Annotated in this window: 11 protein-coding genes and 1 pseudogene; 7 read left to right on the forward strand and 5 right to left on the reverse strand. The window is 73.0% G+C overall.

From position 1 onward, the window contains the following. The first annotated feature begins 26 nt into the window (after window positions 1-26). From ACFT41_RS16075 to ACFT41_RS16100, 6 genes are all read left to right on the forward strand, one after another. The gene (locus ACFT41_RS16075) at window positions 27-1,661 is read left to right on the forward strand and encodes an extracellular solute-binding protein (RefSeq protein WP_377588964.1); all 1,635 of its coding nucleotides are present in this window, start codon (window positions 27-29) and stop codon (window positions 1,659-1,661) included. Between the two features lie 61 nt (window positions 1,662-1,722). Continuing rightward, on the forward strand, window positions 1,723-3,309 hold the full coding sequence (locus tag ACFT41_RS16080; RefSeq protein WP_377588966.1) for a xylan 1,4-beta-xylosidase: 1,587 nt from the start codon (window positions 1,723-1,725) through the stop codon (window positions 3,307-3,309). Next, a complete protein-coding gene (locus ACFT41_RS16085) occupies window positions 3,306-3,998 on the forward strand; it encodes a hypothetical protein (RefSeq protein WP_377588968.1) in 693 nt (230 codons plus the stop codon). The genes ACFT41_RS16080 and ACFT41_RS16085 overlap by 4 nt, the downstream gene beginning before the upstream one ends. Beyond that, entirely contained in the window at window positions 3,995-6,028 is a 2,034-nt protein-coding gene (locus ACFT41_RS16090; RefSeq protein WP_377588970.1) for a beta-galactosidase, read from the forward strand. The genes ACFT41_RS16085 and ACFT41_RS16090 overlap by 4 nt, the downstream gene beginning before the upstream one ends. Then, the gene (locus ACFT41_RS16095) at window positions 6,025-8,094 is read left to right on the forward strand and encodes an alpha-glucuronidase (protein WP_377613901.1); all 2,070 of its coding nucleotides are present in this window, start codon (window positions 6,025-6,027) and stop codon (window positions 8,092-8,094) included. Before ACFT41_RS16090 ends, ACFT41_RS16095 begins: the two co-directional genes overlap by 4 nt. Before the next feature lie 154 nt (window positions 8,095-8,248). Then, window positions 8,249-9,823: a DHA2 family efflux MFS transporter permease subunit gene (locus tag ACFT41_RS16100; protein ID WP_377588974.1), complete on the forward strand. Its 1,575-nt coding sequence runs from the start codon at window positions 8,249-8,251 to the stop codon at window positions 9,821-9,823. A 43-nt stretch (window positions 9,824-9,866) separates the two neighbouring features. Here the strand turns inward: ACFT41_RS16100 and ACFT41_RS16105 are convergent, their stop codons facing one another. The 5 genes from ACFT41_RS16105 to ACFT41_RS16125 form a co-directional block, all read right to left on the reverse strand. Further along, window positions 9,867-11,240: a glycoside hydrolase family 43 protein gene (locus ACFT41_RS16105; RefSeq protein WP_377588975.1), complete on the reverse strand. Its 1,374-nt coding sequence runs from the start codon at window positions 11,238-11,240 to the stop codon at window positions 9,867-9,869. Between the two features lie 80 nt (window positions 11,241-11,320). Beyond that, on the reverse strand, window positions 11,321-12,544 hold the full coding sequence (locus ACFT41_RS16110; RefSeq protein ID WP_377588980.1) for a multidrug effflux MFS transporter: 1,224 nt from the start codon (window positions 12,542-12,544) through the stop codon (window positions 11,321-11,323). 222 nt (window positions 12,545-12,766) lie between these two features. After that, window positions 12,767-13,873, reverse strand: coding sequence for a cellulose binding domain-containing protein (locus ACFT41_RS16115; protein WP_377588977.1), 1,107 nt, complete (start codon window positions 13,871-13,873; stop codon window positions 12,767-12,769). Between the two features lie 445 nt (window positions 13,874-14,318). Next, window positions 14,319-15,488 (reverse strand): hypothetical protein, encoded by a 1,170-nt coding sequence (locus tag ACFT41_RS16120; protein WP_377588978.1) that lies wholly within the window; start codon window positions 15,486-15,488, stop codon window positions 14,319-14,321. 50 nt (window positions 15,489-15,538) lie between these two features. Further along, a complete protein-coding gene (locus tag ACFT41_RS16125; RefSeq protein ID WP_377588979.1) occupies window positions 15,539-17,047 on the reverse strand; it encodes a PQQ-dependent sugar dehydrogenase in 1,509 nt (502 codons plus the stop codon). A gap of 90 nt (window positions 17,048-17,137) precedes the next feature. On the opposite strand from ACFT41_RS16125, the pseudogene ACFT41_RS16130 reads away from it, so the two are divergent. Beyond that, window positions 17,138-17,559, forward strand: a pseudogene (locus ACFT41_RS16130) (hypothetical protein); the annotation flags it as partial.

Raw genomic sequence — 17,559 nt, forward strand, 5'->3', positions numbered from 1 at the left:
CCACCACCGTTTGGAAAGGACGAGCCGTGCTCCACAGAACGTGGCGGCGCGCGGCGATAGCCGCGGCCAGCCTGCTCACCCTCACCGTCGTCGCCTGTTCCGAGGACGCCGGCGACGCCAAGGACCTGTCCGGCAACCGGGCCGGCGCCATGGCCGAGTACGGCGTCGGGACCCAGTTCACGGCCACCGAGCCGGTCTCGTTCTCCATCCTGTACAACAACCATCCGAACTATCCGCTGAAGGACGACTGGCTGTTCTGGTCGGAGCTGACGAAGCGGACCAGGGTCAAGCTCGAACCGGTCGCCGTGCCGCTGAGCGACTACGAGCAGAAGCGCAGCCTGCTCATCGGCGCCGGCGACGCCCCTCTGATCATCCCGAAGACCTACCACCCGGCGGAGAACCAGTTCGTCTCCTCCGGCGCGATCCTGCCGGTCAGCGACTACCTGGACCTGATGCCGAACTTCAAAGACAAGATCGACAAGTGGGGGCTCGGGCCGGAGATCGACACGCTGCGCCAGTCCGACGGCCGGTTCTACCTGCTCCCGGGCCTGCACGAGAAGCCCTGGCACGACTACTCGCTGCTGATGCGCACCGACATCCTCGACGAGCTCGGCCTGGCGGTGCCCAAGACCTGGGACGAGGTCTACACCGTGCTGAAGGCGATGAAGGCGAAGTACCCGGACACGTACCCGTTCTCCGACCGGTGGGGCAAGCCCATCCCGGGCGGGGCCCTGCTCAACATCCTCGCCACCTCCTACGGCGTCAGCGGCGGCTGGAACTACCAGCACGCCACCTGGGACCCGGCCGCGAACAAGTTCGTCTACACCGGCGCGAGCGAGCAGTACAAGCAGATGCTGCAGTACCTCAACAAGCTCGTCGCCGAGAAGCTGATGGACCCGGAGAGCTTCACCCAGGCCGACGACGCCGCCCGCCAGAAGCTCGCCAACGGCAAGTCCTTCGTGATCAGCGGCAACGCGCAGACCCTGGTCAACGAGAACCGGCCCGACCTGGCGAAGACCCAACCGAACGCCAAGTTGGTCAAGATCCCGCTGCCGGTCGGCCCGACCGGGGAGATCAACCCCGCGAGCCGCCTGGAGAACGGCGTCATGATCTCCAGGAAGGCCCGGGACAGCAAGAACTTCGTCGCCATGATGCAGTTCATCGACTGGCTCTACTACTCGGACGCCGGCCAGGAGTTCGCCAAGTGGGGCATCGAGGGCACCACGTTCGTCAAGGACGCCGCCGGCAAGCGGACGCCCGCCCCCGACGTCGACATGATCGGGCTCAACCCCAAGGGCACCAAGCACCTGCAGAAGGACTTCGGCTTCGCCAACGGGGTCTTCGCCTACGGCGGCAAGCTCGACCTGATGCAGTCCTTCTTCTCGCCGGAGGAGCTGGAGTTCCAGAAGGTGATGAACGCGCGCACGCCGATCGCGGTGCCGCCGCCGGCCCCGCTCACCGACGCCGAGCGCGAGCAGGTGTCGCTGTGGGAGACGCCGCTGAAGGACCACGTCACCCAGAACACGCTGAAGTTCATCCTCGGCCAGCGGCCGCTGACCGAGTGGGACGCCTACGTCGGTGAGCTGAAGGCCAAGAACGCCGACCAGTACATCGAGGTGGTCAACAAGGCGTACGAGCGGTTCAAGAAGGACAACGGCTGACCGGCCGGTCCCGGCCGGCACGACGAACAGGACGAACAGGACGAGGACGACGAGGACGACGATGCGGATCCACGTACCCGAGCGGCCCACGGGCCGGCTGACCGACGCCTGGCGGGCCTGCGTCGGCACCGGCCGGTTCGAGTTGGCGCTGCGGCGCGACTACCAGGACTCGCTGGCGCTCATCCAACGGGACATCGGCTTCCGGCACATCCGGGGGCACGGCCTGCTCAGCGACGGCGTCGGCGTGCACCGCCCCTACGAGCACGCGGGGTCGCGGCGCGTGCGGCGCTCCTTCACGTACGTCGACCAGGTCGTCGACGCGTACCTGGAGCTGGGGATCCGGCCCTTCGTGGAGCTGGGCTTCATGCCGTCGGGCCTGGCCTCCGGCGACCAGACGGTGTTCTGGTGGCAGGGCAACGTCACCCCGCCGGCCTCCTGGACGGAGTGGGCGGACCTGGTCCGGACCACGGTCGCGCACCTGGTCGACCGGTACGGTCTCGACGAGGTGCGCGGCTGGCCCATCGAGGTGTGGAACGAGCCGAACCTGACGGCCTTCTGGCCCGACGCGGACCGCGACGCCTACCACCGGCTGTACGAGGTGTCGGCGCACGCCGTGAAGGAGGTCGACGCGTCCCTGCAGGTCGGCGGCCCCGCCATCTCCCCCGGCTCCGACGAGTGGCTGGTCCCCTTCGCCGAGTTCGTTGCCGCGCGGGACGTGCCGTGCGACTTCGTCAGCCGGCACGCCTACACCTCCGGGCCGGCGCAGCACGTGCCGTTCGGCACCCACCAGAGGCTCGCCCCGGCGGAACACCTGCTGGAGCAGTTCGCCGCGCCGCGCCGGCTGCTGGCCGGCACCGCCCTGGCGGAGCTGCCCGTGCACATCACCGAGTTCAACTCCTCCTACCGGCCCGACAACCCGATCCACGACACCGCGTTCCACGCCGCGTACCTCGCCCCCGTGGTGGCCGCCGGCGGCGACCTGGTCGACTCCTTCTCGTACTGGACGTTCAGCGACGTGTTCGAGGAGGTGGGGATTCCGACGGCGCTGTTGCATGGCGGGTTCGGCCTGCTCACCCACCGCCAGGTCAAGAAGCCCACCTACCACCTGTACGCGTTCCTGGCCCGGATGGGCGATCAGGTCCTCGCCCGGGGCGCGGACCACCTGGTCACCCGGGACGCCGACGGCCGGGTCACCGTCCTGGCGTGGGCGCCGGTGGACGTCACCGGCCGGGTACCCGCGCCCGAGCGGCACACCCTGGCGCTGTCGGTGCCGCTGGACGCGCCCGGGGCGACGTCGGCGTACCTGGCGCGCTCGTCGGTGAGCGAGGAGGCGGGCAACGTCTACGCGGCCTGGGGCGAGATGGGTCGTCCCCACTCCCCGCTGCCCCGCCAGCTCGACGCGCTGCGGGAGGCCGCCGAGCCGGCCCGCACCCACCGCAGCCTGCCGGTGGTGGCCGGCCGGGCCGAGGTCGACCTCACCCTCGCCCGGCACGAGGTGACGCTGGTCGAGCTGACGGCCGTACGCGACGAGACCCCGCCGTGGTGGGACGACGCCCGGCTGCTCGGCGGGCCCGGCCGCGACGGGACCGACAACGGCGACGACGGACCAGGCGACGGCGGCCGGGCCGACGGGGAAGATCGGCCGTGAGCGGCGGGGACGCGCCGGCCGCGCGGCAGTTCGGTGTCGGGCCGTTGTCGCGGGCGGCCGCGCGGGTCCACACCCTGCTCGTCGTCGAGCTGCTCCTGCTGCTGGCCTGCCTGCCCGGCCTGGTCCCGCTGGTCCTGCTCGACCCGGACGCCAGCAACATCCCGCTCTACGCGGCCTGCGCGCTGCCGCTGGGCCCGGCGCTTTCGGCCGCGCTGTACGCGCTGCACCACCAGCGCCCCGACCTGACCGACCTGCGGCCCGCCGCCGCGTTCCGGCGGGGCTACCGGGCCAACCTGGCGGGGGTGCTGCGGATCTGGGTGCCGCTGCTGGTGTGGCTCACCGTCGTCGCGGTGAACCTCACCCACCTCGACGCGGCGGCCGTGCCCCGGTGGTGGGCGGTGCCGCTGGTCGGCGTCGCCGCCGTGGCGACCCTCGTCGGGGTGAACGCGCTGGTGATCACCTCCCTGTTCGCGTTCCGGGCCCGCGACGTCGCCCGCCTCGCCCTGCACTTCACGGTCCGCGCCCCCGGGGTGAGCATCGGCGCGGCCCTGGTGCTCGTGGCGGGAGCCGCCGGCACGGCGGTCACCTCGGAGGCGGTGCTCGCGCTGGCGGGCTCGGTGTGGGCCCTCGCGCTGCTGCGCGTCGCCGCCCCGATGGTCGAGACGATCCGGAAGGAGTTCGTTGCATGAGCCTGCCCCGCACCGCGAAGGTGGCCTTCGGAGGGGACTACAACCCGCAGCAGTGGCCCGAGGACGTGTGGAAGCAGGACTACCGGCTCTTCGACTCGGCCCGGATCGACACCGTCACCCTCGGCGTGTTCGACTGGGCGCTGACCCAGCCCGCCCCCGACAGGTACGACTTCTCGCTGCTGGACCGGGTCGTCGAGCGGGCCGCCGCCGAGGGTCGGTCGATCTGCCTGGCCACCGGCACCGGCGCGCACCCGGCGTGGCTGGCCCGTGCCCATCCCGAGGTGACCCGCGTCGACTTCGAGGGCCGCCGGCACCGGTTCGGGCAGCGCCACAACTCCTGCCCCAGCTCCCCGGTGTTCCGCCGGCTCTCGGCCGAGCTGGCCCGCCGGGTCGCCCGCCGGTACGCCGGGAACCCGGCGGTGGTGGCGTGGCACGCCGGCAACGAGTACGGCGGGGCCTGCTACTGCGAGCGGTGCGCGGCGGCTTTCCGCGACTGGCTGCGCGAGCGGCACGGCACCCTCGACGCGCTCAACGCCGCCTGGTACACGACCTTCTGGTCGCACACCTTCACCGACTGGGACGAGATCGAGCCGCCGTCTGCGCTGACCGAACACTGGCGCGGGCCCGACCACACCGCGTTCCAGGGCATCACCCTGGACTACCTGCGGTTCACCTCCGACGCGATGCTGGCCAACTTCCTCGACGAGAAGGCGGCCATCCGCGAGTCCAGCCCCGACGTGCCGGTCACCACGAACTTCATGGGCATGTACCGGCCGATCGACTACCACCGGTGGGCCCCGCACCTGGACTTCGCGTCCTGGGACAACTACCCGCCCGACGACGACTCGGCGGCGCGGATGGCACTGACCCACGACCTGATGCGCGGCCTCAAGGACGGCCAGCCGTTCTGGCTGATGGAGCAGACGCCCAGCTTCACGGCCTGCCGGGACGTCAACCCGCTCAAGCGGCCGGGGCTGATGCGGCTGTGGAGCTGGCAGGCGGTGGCGCACGGCGCGGACGCGGTGCTGTTCTTCCAGCTGCGGGCGTCGCGGGGGGCCTGCGAGAAGTACCACGGCGCGGTCATCGGCCACGCCGGGCGCTCCGACACCCGGGTGTTCCGGGAGGTCGCCGAGCTGGGCGCGGAGCTGGAGCGCCTCGGCGGGGCGACGCTGGGGGCGCGGACCCCGGCGCGGGTGGCGCTGCTGTTCGACTGGGACAGCTGGTGGGCGCTGGAGATATCCGACGGCCCGTCCCGGTTGGTCCGCTACCAGCAGGTGGTGCTGGCGTACCACCGGGCGCTGTGGGACGCGGGTGCCGACGTCGACGTCGTCGCGGTGACGGCCGACCTGTCGGGCTACGACGTGGTGCTCGCCCCGGCGCTGCACATGATCAAGGGCGACCTGGCGCGGCGGCTGGAGCGGGTGGCCGAGCGGGGCGGGTCGGTGGTGACGACGTTCCTGTCCGGGCGGGTGGACGAGAACGACCAGGCGTTCCTGACCGACGTGCCCGGTCCGCTCGGGCGGCTGACGGGGGCGCGCGTCGACGAGTGGGACGCCCGCGAGGCCGACGTGGTCAACCCGGTCGCGCTCGGCACCGGGCCCGACCGGGTCGAGGTCGCCTCCCGGCTGCTGTTCGAGCTGGTGATCCCGCAGGGGGCCGAGGTCGTCGGGACGTACCGGGCGGACTTCTACGCCGGCACCCCGGCGGTCACCCGCAACTCCTTCGGCGCCGGCCACGGCTGGTACGTCGCCGCCGGGCTGGACCAGCAGGGGGTGTCCTGGGTCGTGCGGCGGGTGCTGGACCGGCACGGCCTCGTCGGCCCGTACGCGGACGTGCCGGACCTGGAGACGGCCGTGCGGGTCGCCCCGGACGGCACCCGGCTGCGGTTCCTGCTCAACCACCGCGCCGAGGCCGTCGAGACGACCGCCCAGGCCGGCGGCGTGGACCTGCTCACCGGCGACCGCACGGCCACGGGCGGCCCGCTTCGGCTGCCGGCGCGGGGCGTCGTGGTGCTGCGGGAGGACCGGTGACCGACGCCGCCCAGCCCGTGCACGCTGCCTGGCTGCCGCCGGAGGCGTTCGCCCCGCTCGGCTCGCGCCGCGTCCTCGTGCGCGGCGACGGAGGGCTCGTCGACACCGCCTTCGACGAGGTCGAGCGGGCCTGCGCCCGGCACGGCGGGCGGGCGGACCGGACCTCCGGGGACCGGGAGGTGGACCTGGTGCTCGCGCTGCGCGACGCCGGCCCCCTGCCCGCAGCCGCTGCGGCGCTGGCTCGGGCGGCCGGGGCGGGCGGGCCACTCGGCACCGAGGGGTTCGCGCTGGCCCGCGCCGGGGGCGTCACGGTGGTGCTGGCCGACGCGCCGGCCGGCCTGCTGTACGGGCTGTTCCACGTGGTGCGCCTCGGCGCGGCGGCGTTCGACGGCGACCGCCCGGCCCGGCGGCACACACCGGCGATGGCGCTGCGCATGCTCGACCACTGGGACAACGTCGACGTGGACCCGGTGATGGGGCAGGTGGAGCGGGGCTACGCGGGCGGGTCGATCTTCTGGCGGGCCGGGGCGGCGCGCCGCGACCTGGACCGGGTCCGCGCGTACGGGCGGCTGCTGGCCGCGTGCGGCGTCAACGCGATCTCGGTGAACAACGTCAACGTCCATGCCACCGAGGCGCGGCTGCTCAGCGACCGCCTCGGCGACGTCGCCGAGCTGGCCGACGCGCTGCGCCCGTACGGCGTACGGGTACACCTGTCGGTCACCTTCGCCGCGCCCGTCGTCCTCGGCGGCCTGCCGACCGCCGACCCGCTCGACCCGGCGGTGCGCGCGTGGTGGGCCGCCGCCACCCGCCGCGTGTACGAGCTCATCCCGGACTTCGGCGGCTACGTGGTGAAGGCCGACTCCGAGGGCCAGCCGGGCCCGTTCACGTACGGGCGCGACCACGCCGACGGCGCGAACCTGCTCGCGGCGGCCCTGGCGCCGTTCGGGGGCGTGGTGCACTGGCGGGCGTTCGTCTACGACCACCGGCAGGACTGGCGGGACCGCTCGACCGACCGGGCGCGGGCCGCATACGACCACTTCGCCCCGCTCGACGGCCGGTTCCGCGACAACGTGGTGGTCCAGGTGAAGTTCGGCCCGGTCGACTTCCAGCCGCGGGAGCCGGTGTCGCCGGTGCTGGCCGCGATGCCGGCGACCCGGCTGGCGGTGGAGTTCCAGGTCACCCAGGAATACACGGGCCAGCAGCAGCACGTGTGCTACCTCGCGCCCTGCTGGAGCGAGGTGCTGGCGTTCGCGCCGTGGGTGCCGGGCGGGCCGACGGTCGCCGACGTGGCCGCCGGCTCGGGGCCGGGCCCGGCGGCCGGCGGCGGCCTGGCCGCCGTGGCCAACGTGGGCGACGACCCGTTCTGGACGGGGCACCCCCTCGCCCAGGCCAACCTGTACGCCTACGGCCGGCTCGCCTGGGACCCCCGGTTGGACTCGGTCGCCGTCCTCGACGAGTGGATCGACCTCACCTTCCCAGCGTCGACGGTCGGCGACCCGGCGCTGGTACGCGAGACGCTGCATGCCGTCATGGACGACTCCTGGCGCGTCTACGAGCGGTACACCGCCCCGCTGGGCGTCGGCTTCATGGTCAGCCCGGCCCACCACCACTACGGCCCCGACGTCGACGGCTACGAGTACTCGCGGTGGGGCACCTACCACTTCGCCGACCGCGACGGGGTGGGCGTGGACCGCACCCGCGCCACGGGCACCGGATTCACGGGCCAGTATCCGCAGCCGTGGTCGCAGGTGTACGAGTCGCTGCCCGACTGCCCAGACGAGCTGCTGCTGTTCTTCCATCACGTCCCGTACGGGCACGTGCTGCGCAGCGGCTCGACCGTCATCCAGCACATCTACGACACCCACTTCGCCGGGGTGCAGCAGGTGGCGCAGATGCGGCAGCGGTGGCGGCGCCTCGCCGGGGTGATCGACCCGGCGGTGCACGCCCGGGTGACCGAGCGCCTGGACGAGCAGTTGCGCTGCGCCATCGAGTGGCGGGACCAGATCAACACCTACTTTCTCCGCAAGTCCGGGGTGCCGGACGTGCGGGGGCGGCGGATCCACTGAGCGGGGTGGCGGCGCCGGCCGGCGCGGACAGTGACCGTGACCACAGCCCACGGAGGCGATAAAGGCCGGTGAAGTGTCGGTGAGCCTTGTTAACGTCACCGGCTGGTGCACGGCCGCTCGGCGTCACCCCGCAAGCTTCACCAGGAGATTTGCTGTGAGCAGTCAACCCGCGGCGCCGGCCAAGCTCGACGCCGCCGTACTGAAGATCGCCGGGGTCGTCGTCCTCGGCGCGATCATGTCGATCCTCGACGTAACCGTGGTCAGCGTGGCGCTGCCCACGTTCCAGACCGAATTCGACGCCTCCTACGCCCGGGTCGCCTGGACGATGACCGGCTACACGCTGGCGCTGGCCACGGTCATCCCGCTGACCGGCTGGGCCGCCGACCGGTTCGGCACGAAGCGGCTCTACATGGCGGCGCTCGTGCTGTTCACGCTCGGCTCGGGCCTGTGCGCCACTGCCGACTCCATCGGCCAGCTCATCGGCTACCGAGTGTTGCAGGGCCTCGGCGGCGGCATGCTGATGCCGCTCGGCATGACCATCATGACGCGGGCGGCCGGGCCGGAGCGGATCGGCCGGCTGATGGCGGTGCTGGGCATCCCGATGCTGCTCGGCCCGATCGGCGGCCCGATCCTGGGCGGCTGGCTGATCGACGTGGCGAGCTGGCACTGGATCTTCCTGATCAACTTGCCGATCGGCGTCGTCGCGCTGGCCTACGCGCAGTGGGCGCTGCCGAAGGACGCCCCGGAGCCGTCGGAATCGTTCGACTTCGTCGGCATGCTGATGCTCTCGCCGGGCCTGGCCCTCTTCCTGTACGGGGTGTCGTCGCTGCCCGAGACCGGCACGTTCGGCGACCGCAAGGTGTGGCTGCCGATGCTCGTCGGCGGGGTGCTGGTCGTCGCGTTCGTCGTCTACTCGTTCAAGCCGAAGCACCCGCTGCTCGACCTGCGGCTGCTGCGCGACCGCAACCTCACCGTGGCGTCCGTCACGATGGCCGTCTTCATGGTCGCGTTCATGGGCGCCGGCCTGCTGTTCCCGAGCTACTTCCTCCAGGTGCGCGGCGAGTCGACGCTCGACGCCGGCCTGCTGATGGCGCCGCAGGGCATCGGCGCGATGGTCACCATGCCGATCGCCGGCATGCTGGCCGACAAGATCCCGGTCGGCCGGACGGTGCCGTTCGCGCTGGTGCTGATCGCGGCCGGCTTCTTCGCCTTCACCCAGGTCGACACCGGCACGTCCTACCTGCTGCTGTGCGGCTCGCTGTTCGTGATGGGCCTCGGCATGGGCGGCACGATGATGCCGATCATGACGTCGGCGCTGAAGACGCTGACGAACCACGAGGTGGCCCGGGGTTCCACGCTGCTGAACATCCTCCAGCAGATCGCCGGGTCGGTCGGTTCGGCGCTCATGTCGGTGATCCTGACCAGCAAGCTGAACGACTCGCCGGCCATCCCGGGTGCGGTCGACCCGAACACGGGTGCGCCGGTCACCGAGGCCGGTCTCGCCATCGCCGTCAAGCAGAACCCGGAGCTGGCCCAGCAGTTCCCGGTCGACCCGGGGCTGCTCCAGCGGGGCCTGGAGTTCGTCGCCGGCTCGTTCGCCACGACCTTCTGGGTGGGCTTCGCCCTGGTACTGGCGACGTTCGTGCCGGCGTTCTTCCTGCCGCGCCGGCGTCAGAAGTCCCACCTGCTCGACGACGAGCAGACGCCCGCCCCGGTGCTGATCCACTGATCGCGCGTCGCGGCGTGGGGCCCCGGCTCCACGCCGCGACGGGTCAGACCAGCGGGGCCACCGGGCGGAAGGAGCTGTCCGCCCGGAAGACGGCGGTGTCCTGGTACAGGTCGATGCGCAGCGCGTAGTCGTAGTGGCGCAGGTACCGGCCGGGATAGTTGTAGGACTCCAGCGAGATCGCGCCGGTGACCGAGCCGGGCCGGGCACAGAACGTCGCGTCGCGCCCGAAGATCGCGCTGCCGTCGTTGACGTCGGCCCTGATCCGGTAGTCGTAGTGTCGCAGGTACCGGCCATCGGCGGCGCGCAGCGAGTAGCAGTTGGCGTCGGCGAGCCCGGCGACAACGGTGAAGGTGGCGTCCTGCCGGGCCTGCGCCGGGCTGGACGCCGAGGCCGGGTCGAGGTAGCCCAGGTTGTCGGCGCGGCGGGCCACGTACCGGTCCGGGAAGTTGACCGACTGCAACGACCGCGCACCGGTGGGCAGGGTGACGCCGCCGGGCACCGTCTCGCGGAGCACGGTGAAGTGGCGGGCGAAGCCGGACAGCCCGGGCAGCTCGGCCGGCGCGGTCCAGGTGCGCAACCCGTCGTAGCTGTCGCTGAAGTAGTACCTGCCGACCGTGTACCCGTCGAAGTAGATCCGCCAGCCGCCGTTGTCGAGTTGCACCAGCGCCTGGCCCTCGCGCGGGCCGCCCCAGCCGGCCCAGTCGCCGGTCCCGACGAAGGTGTAGGGGCCGTTCAGGCTGCTCGCCGTGGCGTGCTCGACGTACTTGGTGGTCTCCTGCTTGGCGAACGCGTGATAGGTCGCGCCGACCTTCACCACGAACGTGTCGATGTGGTTGGGGCCGATCCCGGCCAGGAGCGTGGGCGTCCCGAACGCGGTGAGCGAGGTGTTCGTCGCGCGCAGCCGGTACGGCTTGAAGTCGGCGCCGTTGGTGGAGAGCGAGACGATCACGTTGACGCTGCCGTCGCTGTCGACGAACCACTCGGGCGCCCAGGTGTTCTGCACCGTCATCGGGATGGTGTGGTTGCGCAGGAACGTCCAGTTGACCCGGTCGGTGCTGGTCGCGAAGCCGATCGTGTTGCCCGTCCAGTTGGTGGTGTAGACGACGTAGTATCGCCCGTCGGTGTGCCGGATGATGCTCGGGTCGCGGATCAGCCCGGTCGGCGGTGTGTAGGCGGGCCCGCGCAGCAGTCGGTAGCCGGTGGCGTCGGGCGACTCGTAGACGTACATGTTGGATTCGCTGCTGTTGGTGAACGCAGTCATCGTGTAGCGGGAGGCCTGGCCCGGCGGGGGCGCGGCGGCCGGGGCGGCCGACGCCACGGCGACCCCGGCGGCCGGCAGCGCGGTGGCGAGCGACGCGAGGACGGTCACGGCCGTCAGCGCCGCCCGGCGCCACGACCGGCGGACGGTTCGATACATCTGCCACCCCCACGCGAACAATCGAAGTTACTCGATGTTAACGCTCGCCTCACCGGGTGACAATGAGGGCGTGCTGCCGGTCAGTGCGCCGCCACGACCACCGCGTCGGCCGACGGGCCGGCGAGCCGGGCCGGCCGCACGACCACGAGCAGGACCGCCATGGCCGCCACCATGCCGCCCGCCACCACCAGCGCCATCGCCACCGCGCCGGTGCCGAGCACGCCCACCAGGGGCGCGGCCACCGCGCCGACGCCGAACTGCACCGCGCCGAGCAGGGCGGAGGCCGTGCCCGCCGCCTCGCCGTGCCGGGACAGGGCCAGGGCCGGCGCGTTCGGCATCGCCAGCCCCGCCGCCGCGAGCACCACCCACAGCGACGCCAGCAGGCTCGGCAGCCCGCCCAAACCGGTCACGGCGAAGACGAGCAGCGCCAGCCCGGCCAGGGTCCCCACGCCCAGGGACGCGACGAGGATCCGCTGCGGGGAGTGGCGTCGCAGCAGCCGCACGTTGAACTGGGTCGCCCCGATCAGCCCGACCGCGCCCGCCCCGAAGGCCAGCCCGAACTGCTGCTCGTCGAGGCCATACTGCTGTTGCAGGACGAACGACGACCCGGCCACGTAGGCGAACAGCGCCGCCATGGCCAGGCCGGCGACCAGCACCAGGCCGACGAACGTGCGGTCGCGCAGCAGCGAGCCGTACACGGCCAGGGTGGCCAGCACCCCGCCGCGCCGACGTCGGTCGGCCGGCAGCGTCTCGCGCAGGCCGAACACGGCGACCATGACGAGCACCGCCCCGAAGGCAGCCAGGGCCACGAACACGCCCCGCCAGTCCGTCCAACGCAGCAGCCCGCCACCGAGGGTCGGCGCGAGGATCGGCGCGGCCCCCATGACCAGCAGCAGCCGGGACAGCAGGGTGGCGAAGGCCGCGCCGCTGAACAGGTCGCGGACCACGGCCATCGCGACCACCGAGGCCGCCGCGACGCCCAGGCCCTGCACCACCCGCAGCGCGCCGAGAACGGTGACGCTCGGCGCGACCACGCAGAGCATCGACGCCACGACGTGCAGCGCGATGCCGGCGATCAGCGGCTTGCGCCGGCCGACGGCGTCCGACAGCGGGCCGATCAGCAGCTGGCCGATGGCGAGGCCGGCGAGCGTGCCGGTGAGGGTCAGCTGCACCGCCGCCGACGTGGTCCGGAAGTCGGCGACGAGCGCCGGGAAGGTGGGCAGGTACATGTCGATGGTCAGCGGGCCCACCGCGATCAGCGAGCCGAGCACGAGGACGAGCCGCAGGCGCTGCCGGCGGCTCATCGCGTCGCCCGGCGTCGGCGGGGCTGCCGGCGCCACGGTGGCGGCGGTCATCGGGACACACCGGCGCGGTCGACGCGCGGCCGGGCGGGAAATGATGCAACGGTCACAACAGGCTCCAAATCCGGGGCCCGGCAGCTGATTCCCCGTCCGGCGACAGGTAATGCAGGTCACAGGCCGGCGGGCCCCCCACGAACGGTACGGGTGCGGGGGGCCCGCCAGGCGTCAGACGGTCGAGCAGGTGGCGCCGTTGAGGGTGAAAGAGGACGGTTTGCCGGCGTTGCCGGTGTGGTTCGCCTGGAACCCGATGTCCACCGACCCGTTCGGGGCGACGCTGCCGTTGTAGGAGACGTTGCGGGCGGTCACCGCGCCGCTGGCGGGGGTGTAGGTGGCGTTCCAGCCGCTGGTGATGCTCTGCCCGCTCGGCAGGGTGAACGCCAGGGTCCAGCCATTGACGGTCACGGCGCTGGTGTTGGTGATCGTGACGGCGGCGGTCAGGCCGGTGCCCCAGGCGTTGACCGTGTACGACACCCGGCACGCCCCGGACGCCGGGGGCGTGGTGGGCGGGGGCGTCGTGGGCGGAGGAGTGGTGGCCGGCGGCGTCGTGGGCGGGGGCGTCGTCGTCGGGGGCGTGCCACCGATGCTGCCCGGCACCGCACGCAGCGCGTTGTACCAGGCGGTGGCCATCTTGCCGTAGCCCGTCGCGTTGGGGTGGATGCCGTCGGCGAGGTCGGCGTAGGTCAGCGCGTTGCCGATGTCCACGAGGTGTACGTGGCGGCCAGCGTTGACCTTGCTCTGCACGATGCCCGGGATGGCCGCGTTGTACGTCCGCACGGCGTTCTCGGTGCCCGACCGCGGGATGATCGTCGCGACGAAGACGTCCGCCGTCGGCGCGGTCGTGGTGATGCGGTCGATCAGCGTGGAGAGGCGGGACGCGGCGGCGGTCGGGTCGCCGTACATGTCGTTGGTGCCGATGTGCAGCAGCACCGTGCGGGGGGTCGTCGCCCGCAGCCAGTTGACGACGTTGGCATCGACCTGGGAGATGGTCCACCCCGAGTGACCCTCGTGGTCGTGGTCGCCGAGGCTGGCCGGCCCGTTGAACATCGAGCCGACGAAGTCGATCCGGTAGCCGCCGGCGGCGAACTTCTGCCACAGGTCGATGCGGTAGCCGCCGGGTACGTTGAAGCCGTCCGTGATCGAGTCGCCGAGCGGCATCACCCGGACGCCGCCGTTGGACTCGGCGTTGGCGGGGGCGATCGCGAGCGTGACGGCGGTGGCGACGACCGCCATGACGGCCGCCGCGGCGCCGAACAGGCGAGTTCTTCGTGTCATGCGTATCCTCCCGATGGTGGTTGCCCGGGCGAGGGACGCGCCGGGGCGCGGTGCTGGATCCGGGCGCGGCGGTGATCCCCGTCGAGGTCCGCCCGCGGGCGGCGGACGAGGATGAACGGAGGCGCGGCGGGTCGGCGCACCACCGCAACTGCCGGGTACGGCGCGGGAAGGCCAACCGTCGGCAGTGCCCGTGCGGCTGCGCCGCCGGCCCCGGTGTCCGAGCGGACAACCGGCGGCCCGTGGCTGGAGCGTGCCCTTCACCCTGGCCGCCGACACCATAACGTGTGACCGCTAACACCCACAATGGATCGTCACCGGGCGATACTTTCAGGTGCGGGCGGGCCGAATCGGGGTGCGCCCCGACCGGCGCGGCGCAGAACTGCCCGCGACACCGCCACCACCGCGACGACCGTCGCTGCCGCACACGCCACGACCGCGTCACGGGCTACCGTCCGCCGCGTCGGGCGCCCCTCGCCACGACCGTTGCCAGCGCGACCAGCGCCAACGCCACCGCGACGCCGCCCACCAGGAGAGATGCGGTGCCGCCGCGCTCGGCACGGTCGCGGACGCCGCGTCCGGTGGCTGTGCGGTCGTCGACCCCGCCACCACGGTCGTCGGCGCGGCCGGTCGGCCCCGGGTCGGTTCGGCGCCCGGACGGGGTCGGCCCGGGGGCCAGGGCGTAGCGCAGGATCCTCGGTCGCGTGCCGGGTGGCTGGTTCGCCGTCTCGGAGACCGTGAGCAGGGACCGGCCGTCGCGGCTGTAGCTGACCGACTCGCCCTGCGGTTCGTCCGGCAGCGCGATGCTCCTCGGCCGGCCGGTGGTGAGCGCCGCGACGAGATCACCGTCGGCGACGTCGAACTCGAAGGCGTCGGCGTAGGTGCGCAGGACGACCCGCCGCCCGTCGGGCGCGCTCGCCCCGCCGGTGACCACGCCCCGGCCCACGAAGGAGTACGGGTTACGGGTCGTGGTGGACGGCAGCCGCACCTGCCCCACCCTGGCCAGCGGCACGGTCCCGCCCGCCCGCAGCGGCACGGCCGGGCGGTACAGGCCAGCGCTGCCGCCCTGCTTCGTCACGATCACCGGCCGCCCGGCACCGTCGACCAGGAGGGCCTCCGCGTCGTGCGCCCCGTCCGGGTAGGTCAGGCGGTGCAGCACCGGCCGTGCCGCCCCGGGCGACAGTTTCCACAGTGCGACGGTCCGGCGGGCCCGGTCGTTGTCGCCGATGTCGGCGACCCAGATCGTGCCGTCCGCGCCGACGGCCAGGTCCTCGGTGTCCCGTGGCCGCGACGGATAGCGCACCGTCCGCGCCACCGCGCAGCGGGCGTCGAGGAAGAAGATCCGGCGGCGGGACTCCTCGTCGGCGCCGTCGTTGACGACGACGAACCCGTCGTCGGTGGCGACCAGGCCGGAAATCTCGGTCAACCGGTCGTCGCGGATGTCGCACACCGGCCGGCCCGACGGCGGCGCGAGCCCCGCGACGGGCCCCGCCACCGCCGGGCCCGGGGCGACGGCGACGGCGACGGCGGTGGCACCCGCGACGGCGACGGCGGTGGCACCCGCGGCGGCAGCCGCCGACCACCACCGCGGGTGCCGTGCTGATCCGGGGTTGGTCACCCCAGAATCATCCGGCTCCACCGCCCGTCGGGGAATCCCGGTGCCGCCGCCTACTGACCGACCTGGCAGGCAGCACCGTTGAGCGCGAAGTCGTCGGGGCGCGAGTTGCTCGCGCCGTAGCTCGCCTGGAAGCCGAAGCTCGCCGTGCCGCCCTGCGGCAGGCTGCCGTTCCAGTCGACGTTACTTGCGGTGACGCCGGCCCCGGACTGGGTGACCTGCGCGTTCCAGGCGTTGGTGATCCGCTGGTCGGCGGCGAACGACCAGGTCAACGACCACCCGTTCAGCGCCGGCCCACGGTTGCTGATCCGCACGTCCGCCGTGAACCCGCCGGTCCACTGGTGGGGCGTCCAGGTGACCAGGCAGGTGGCCGGCGGAGCCGTCGTGGGCTGGGTGGTCGGCGGGGCGGTCGTCGACGGGGGAGTCGTGGTGGGCTGGGTGGTCGGCGGGGGCGTGGTGTCGCGCGGCGGGAAGCGCAGGATCCGGTCGTCGGTCGCCGCCGGCGAGCCGCGCCCGTCGCGGTTGCTGGTGGCGACCCAGAGCCACCCGTCCGGGCCGTACTCGACCGTGCGCAGCCGCCCGTACGCGCCGACCAGTTCGGGGACCGGGGTGCCCACGCCGCCGGCGCCGTCGAGCGGCACGTTCCACAGCCGGGTGCCGCGCAGCGCGGCGACGAAGAGCCGGTCGCCGGCGATCGCCGCGCCGCTCGGGGACGCCTCGGCGGTCGTCCAGACCAGCAGCGGGTCGCGGAACCGGGGGTCGTTGCCCCGCCCCTCCACCGTCGGCCAGCCGTAGTTGCCGCCGGCGACGACGAGGTTGACCTCGTCCCAGGTGTTCTGCCCGAACTCGGTGGCGTAGAGCCGGCCCTGGGCGTCCCAGGCCAGGCCCTGCACGTTGCGGTGGCCGAGGCTGTAGACCAGCGACCCGGGGAACGGGTTGTCCACCGGGACCGATCCGTCCGGCCGCATCCGCAGGATCTTGCCGTTGCGGCTCTGCGGGTTCTGCGCGGTGGCGGTCTGCCCCGCGTCGCCGACTCCGGCGTAGAGCAGTCCGTCCGGCCCGAAGGCGATGCGTCCGCCGTCGTGGGTGCTGGCCCGGGCCAGGCCGGTGAGGATCGGCGTCTGGGTCTGCGGGTCGGTGAGCCGGAACCGGACGATCCGGTTGTCCGTGGCGGTGGTGAGGTAGACGTAGACGTAGCCGTCCTGGGTGTACGTCGGGGAGACGGCGAGGCCGAGCAGGCCACCCTCGCCGACCGGGGTCACGCCGGAGATCTGGGCCACCGCCTCGGTCGCCTGACCGGGCCGCACCCGGAGCACCTGGGCGGAGTTGCGCAGCGTCACCAGGGCGCTGCCGTCGGGCAGGAAGTCCATCCCCCAGGGCACCGTCAGGCCGCTGGCGGCGACCTGCGGGCGGCTGAAGTCGAAGTCGCCGACGGCCAGGGCGGCATGGGCCGCCGGGCGGGGGCCGCCGGGCGTCGGCGGGTGGGCGAGGGCTGCGGCGCCCGCGCCGGTCACCGCGAGACCCGCCGCGACCGCCGCCACCATGATCGATCGGACTCTCACGACAAACACCTCCAAACCAGTCAGCGAGTGGCGTCAATATAACTGGTCGGCGGGAATTTCGACAGGCCAGCGGCGCGGCGACCTCGCCGGGTGGCGGCACCTGCGCCCGATGGCGACCACCCCGCTGCCCGGGAGGCGCTGCGCTGCATCGGCGACTGGCTCGGCATCGGGGCGGCGAACCTGATCAACCCCGGGGTGGTGATCTTCGGCGGGATGCTGCGCGACGTCTATCCGGGCGCGGCGGAGCAGGTCCGGGCCCGCATCGCGAGCAACGTGCTGCCGGTGGCCAGGGAGCGGGTACGGCTGCGCACGTCGGCCCTCGGCGACGCCGCCGAGCTCGGCTTCGCTGAGCTGCTGGCCGACCCGCTGGGCGCGCTCACCCGCGCGGTCGCATCGCCCGTGGCCGGATCGGGCCGGGGACGCGGTTGGCCGATCCGCGGCGGGCTGGGGGGGGGGGGCCCCCCACCCCCCCCCCCCCGGGCCGGGGCCCGGCACAAAGTGACCCGTAGGGC

The sequence above is a fragment of the Micromonospora sp. NPDC057141 genome (assembly GCF_042670805.1).
Taxonomy (GTDB): domain Bacteria; phylum Actinomycetota; class Actinomycetes; order Mycobacteriales; family Micromonosporaceae; genus Micromonospora.

Bases quoted from the DNA above. Each gene is read 5' to 3' on its own strand.
- ACFT41_RS16080 (WP_377588966.1), top strand. From the start codon at position 1,723: ATGCGGATCCACGTACCCGAGCGGCCCACGGGCCGGCTGACCGACGCC.
- ACFT41_RS16090 (WP_377588970.1), top strand. From the start codon at position 3,995: ATGAGCCTGCCCCGCACCGCGAAGGTGGCCTTCGGAGGGGACTACAAC.
- ACFT41_RS16105 (WP_377588975.1), bottom strand. From the start codon at position 11,240: ATGTATCGAACCGTCCGCCGGTCGTGGCGCCGGGCGGCGCTGACGGCC.
- ACFT41_RS16110 (WP_377588980.1), bottom strand. From the start codon at position 12,544: ATGAGCCGCCGGCAGCGCCTGCGGCTCGTCCTCGTGCTCGGCTCGCTG.
- ACFT41_RS16115 (WP_377588977.1), bottom strand. From the start codon at position 13,873: ATGACACGAAGAACTCGCCTGTTCGGCGCCGCGGCGGCCGTCATGGCG.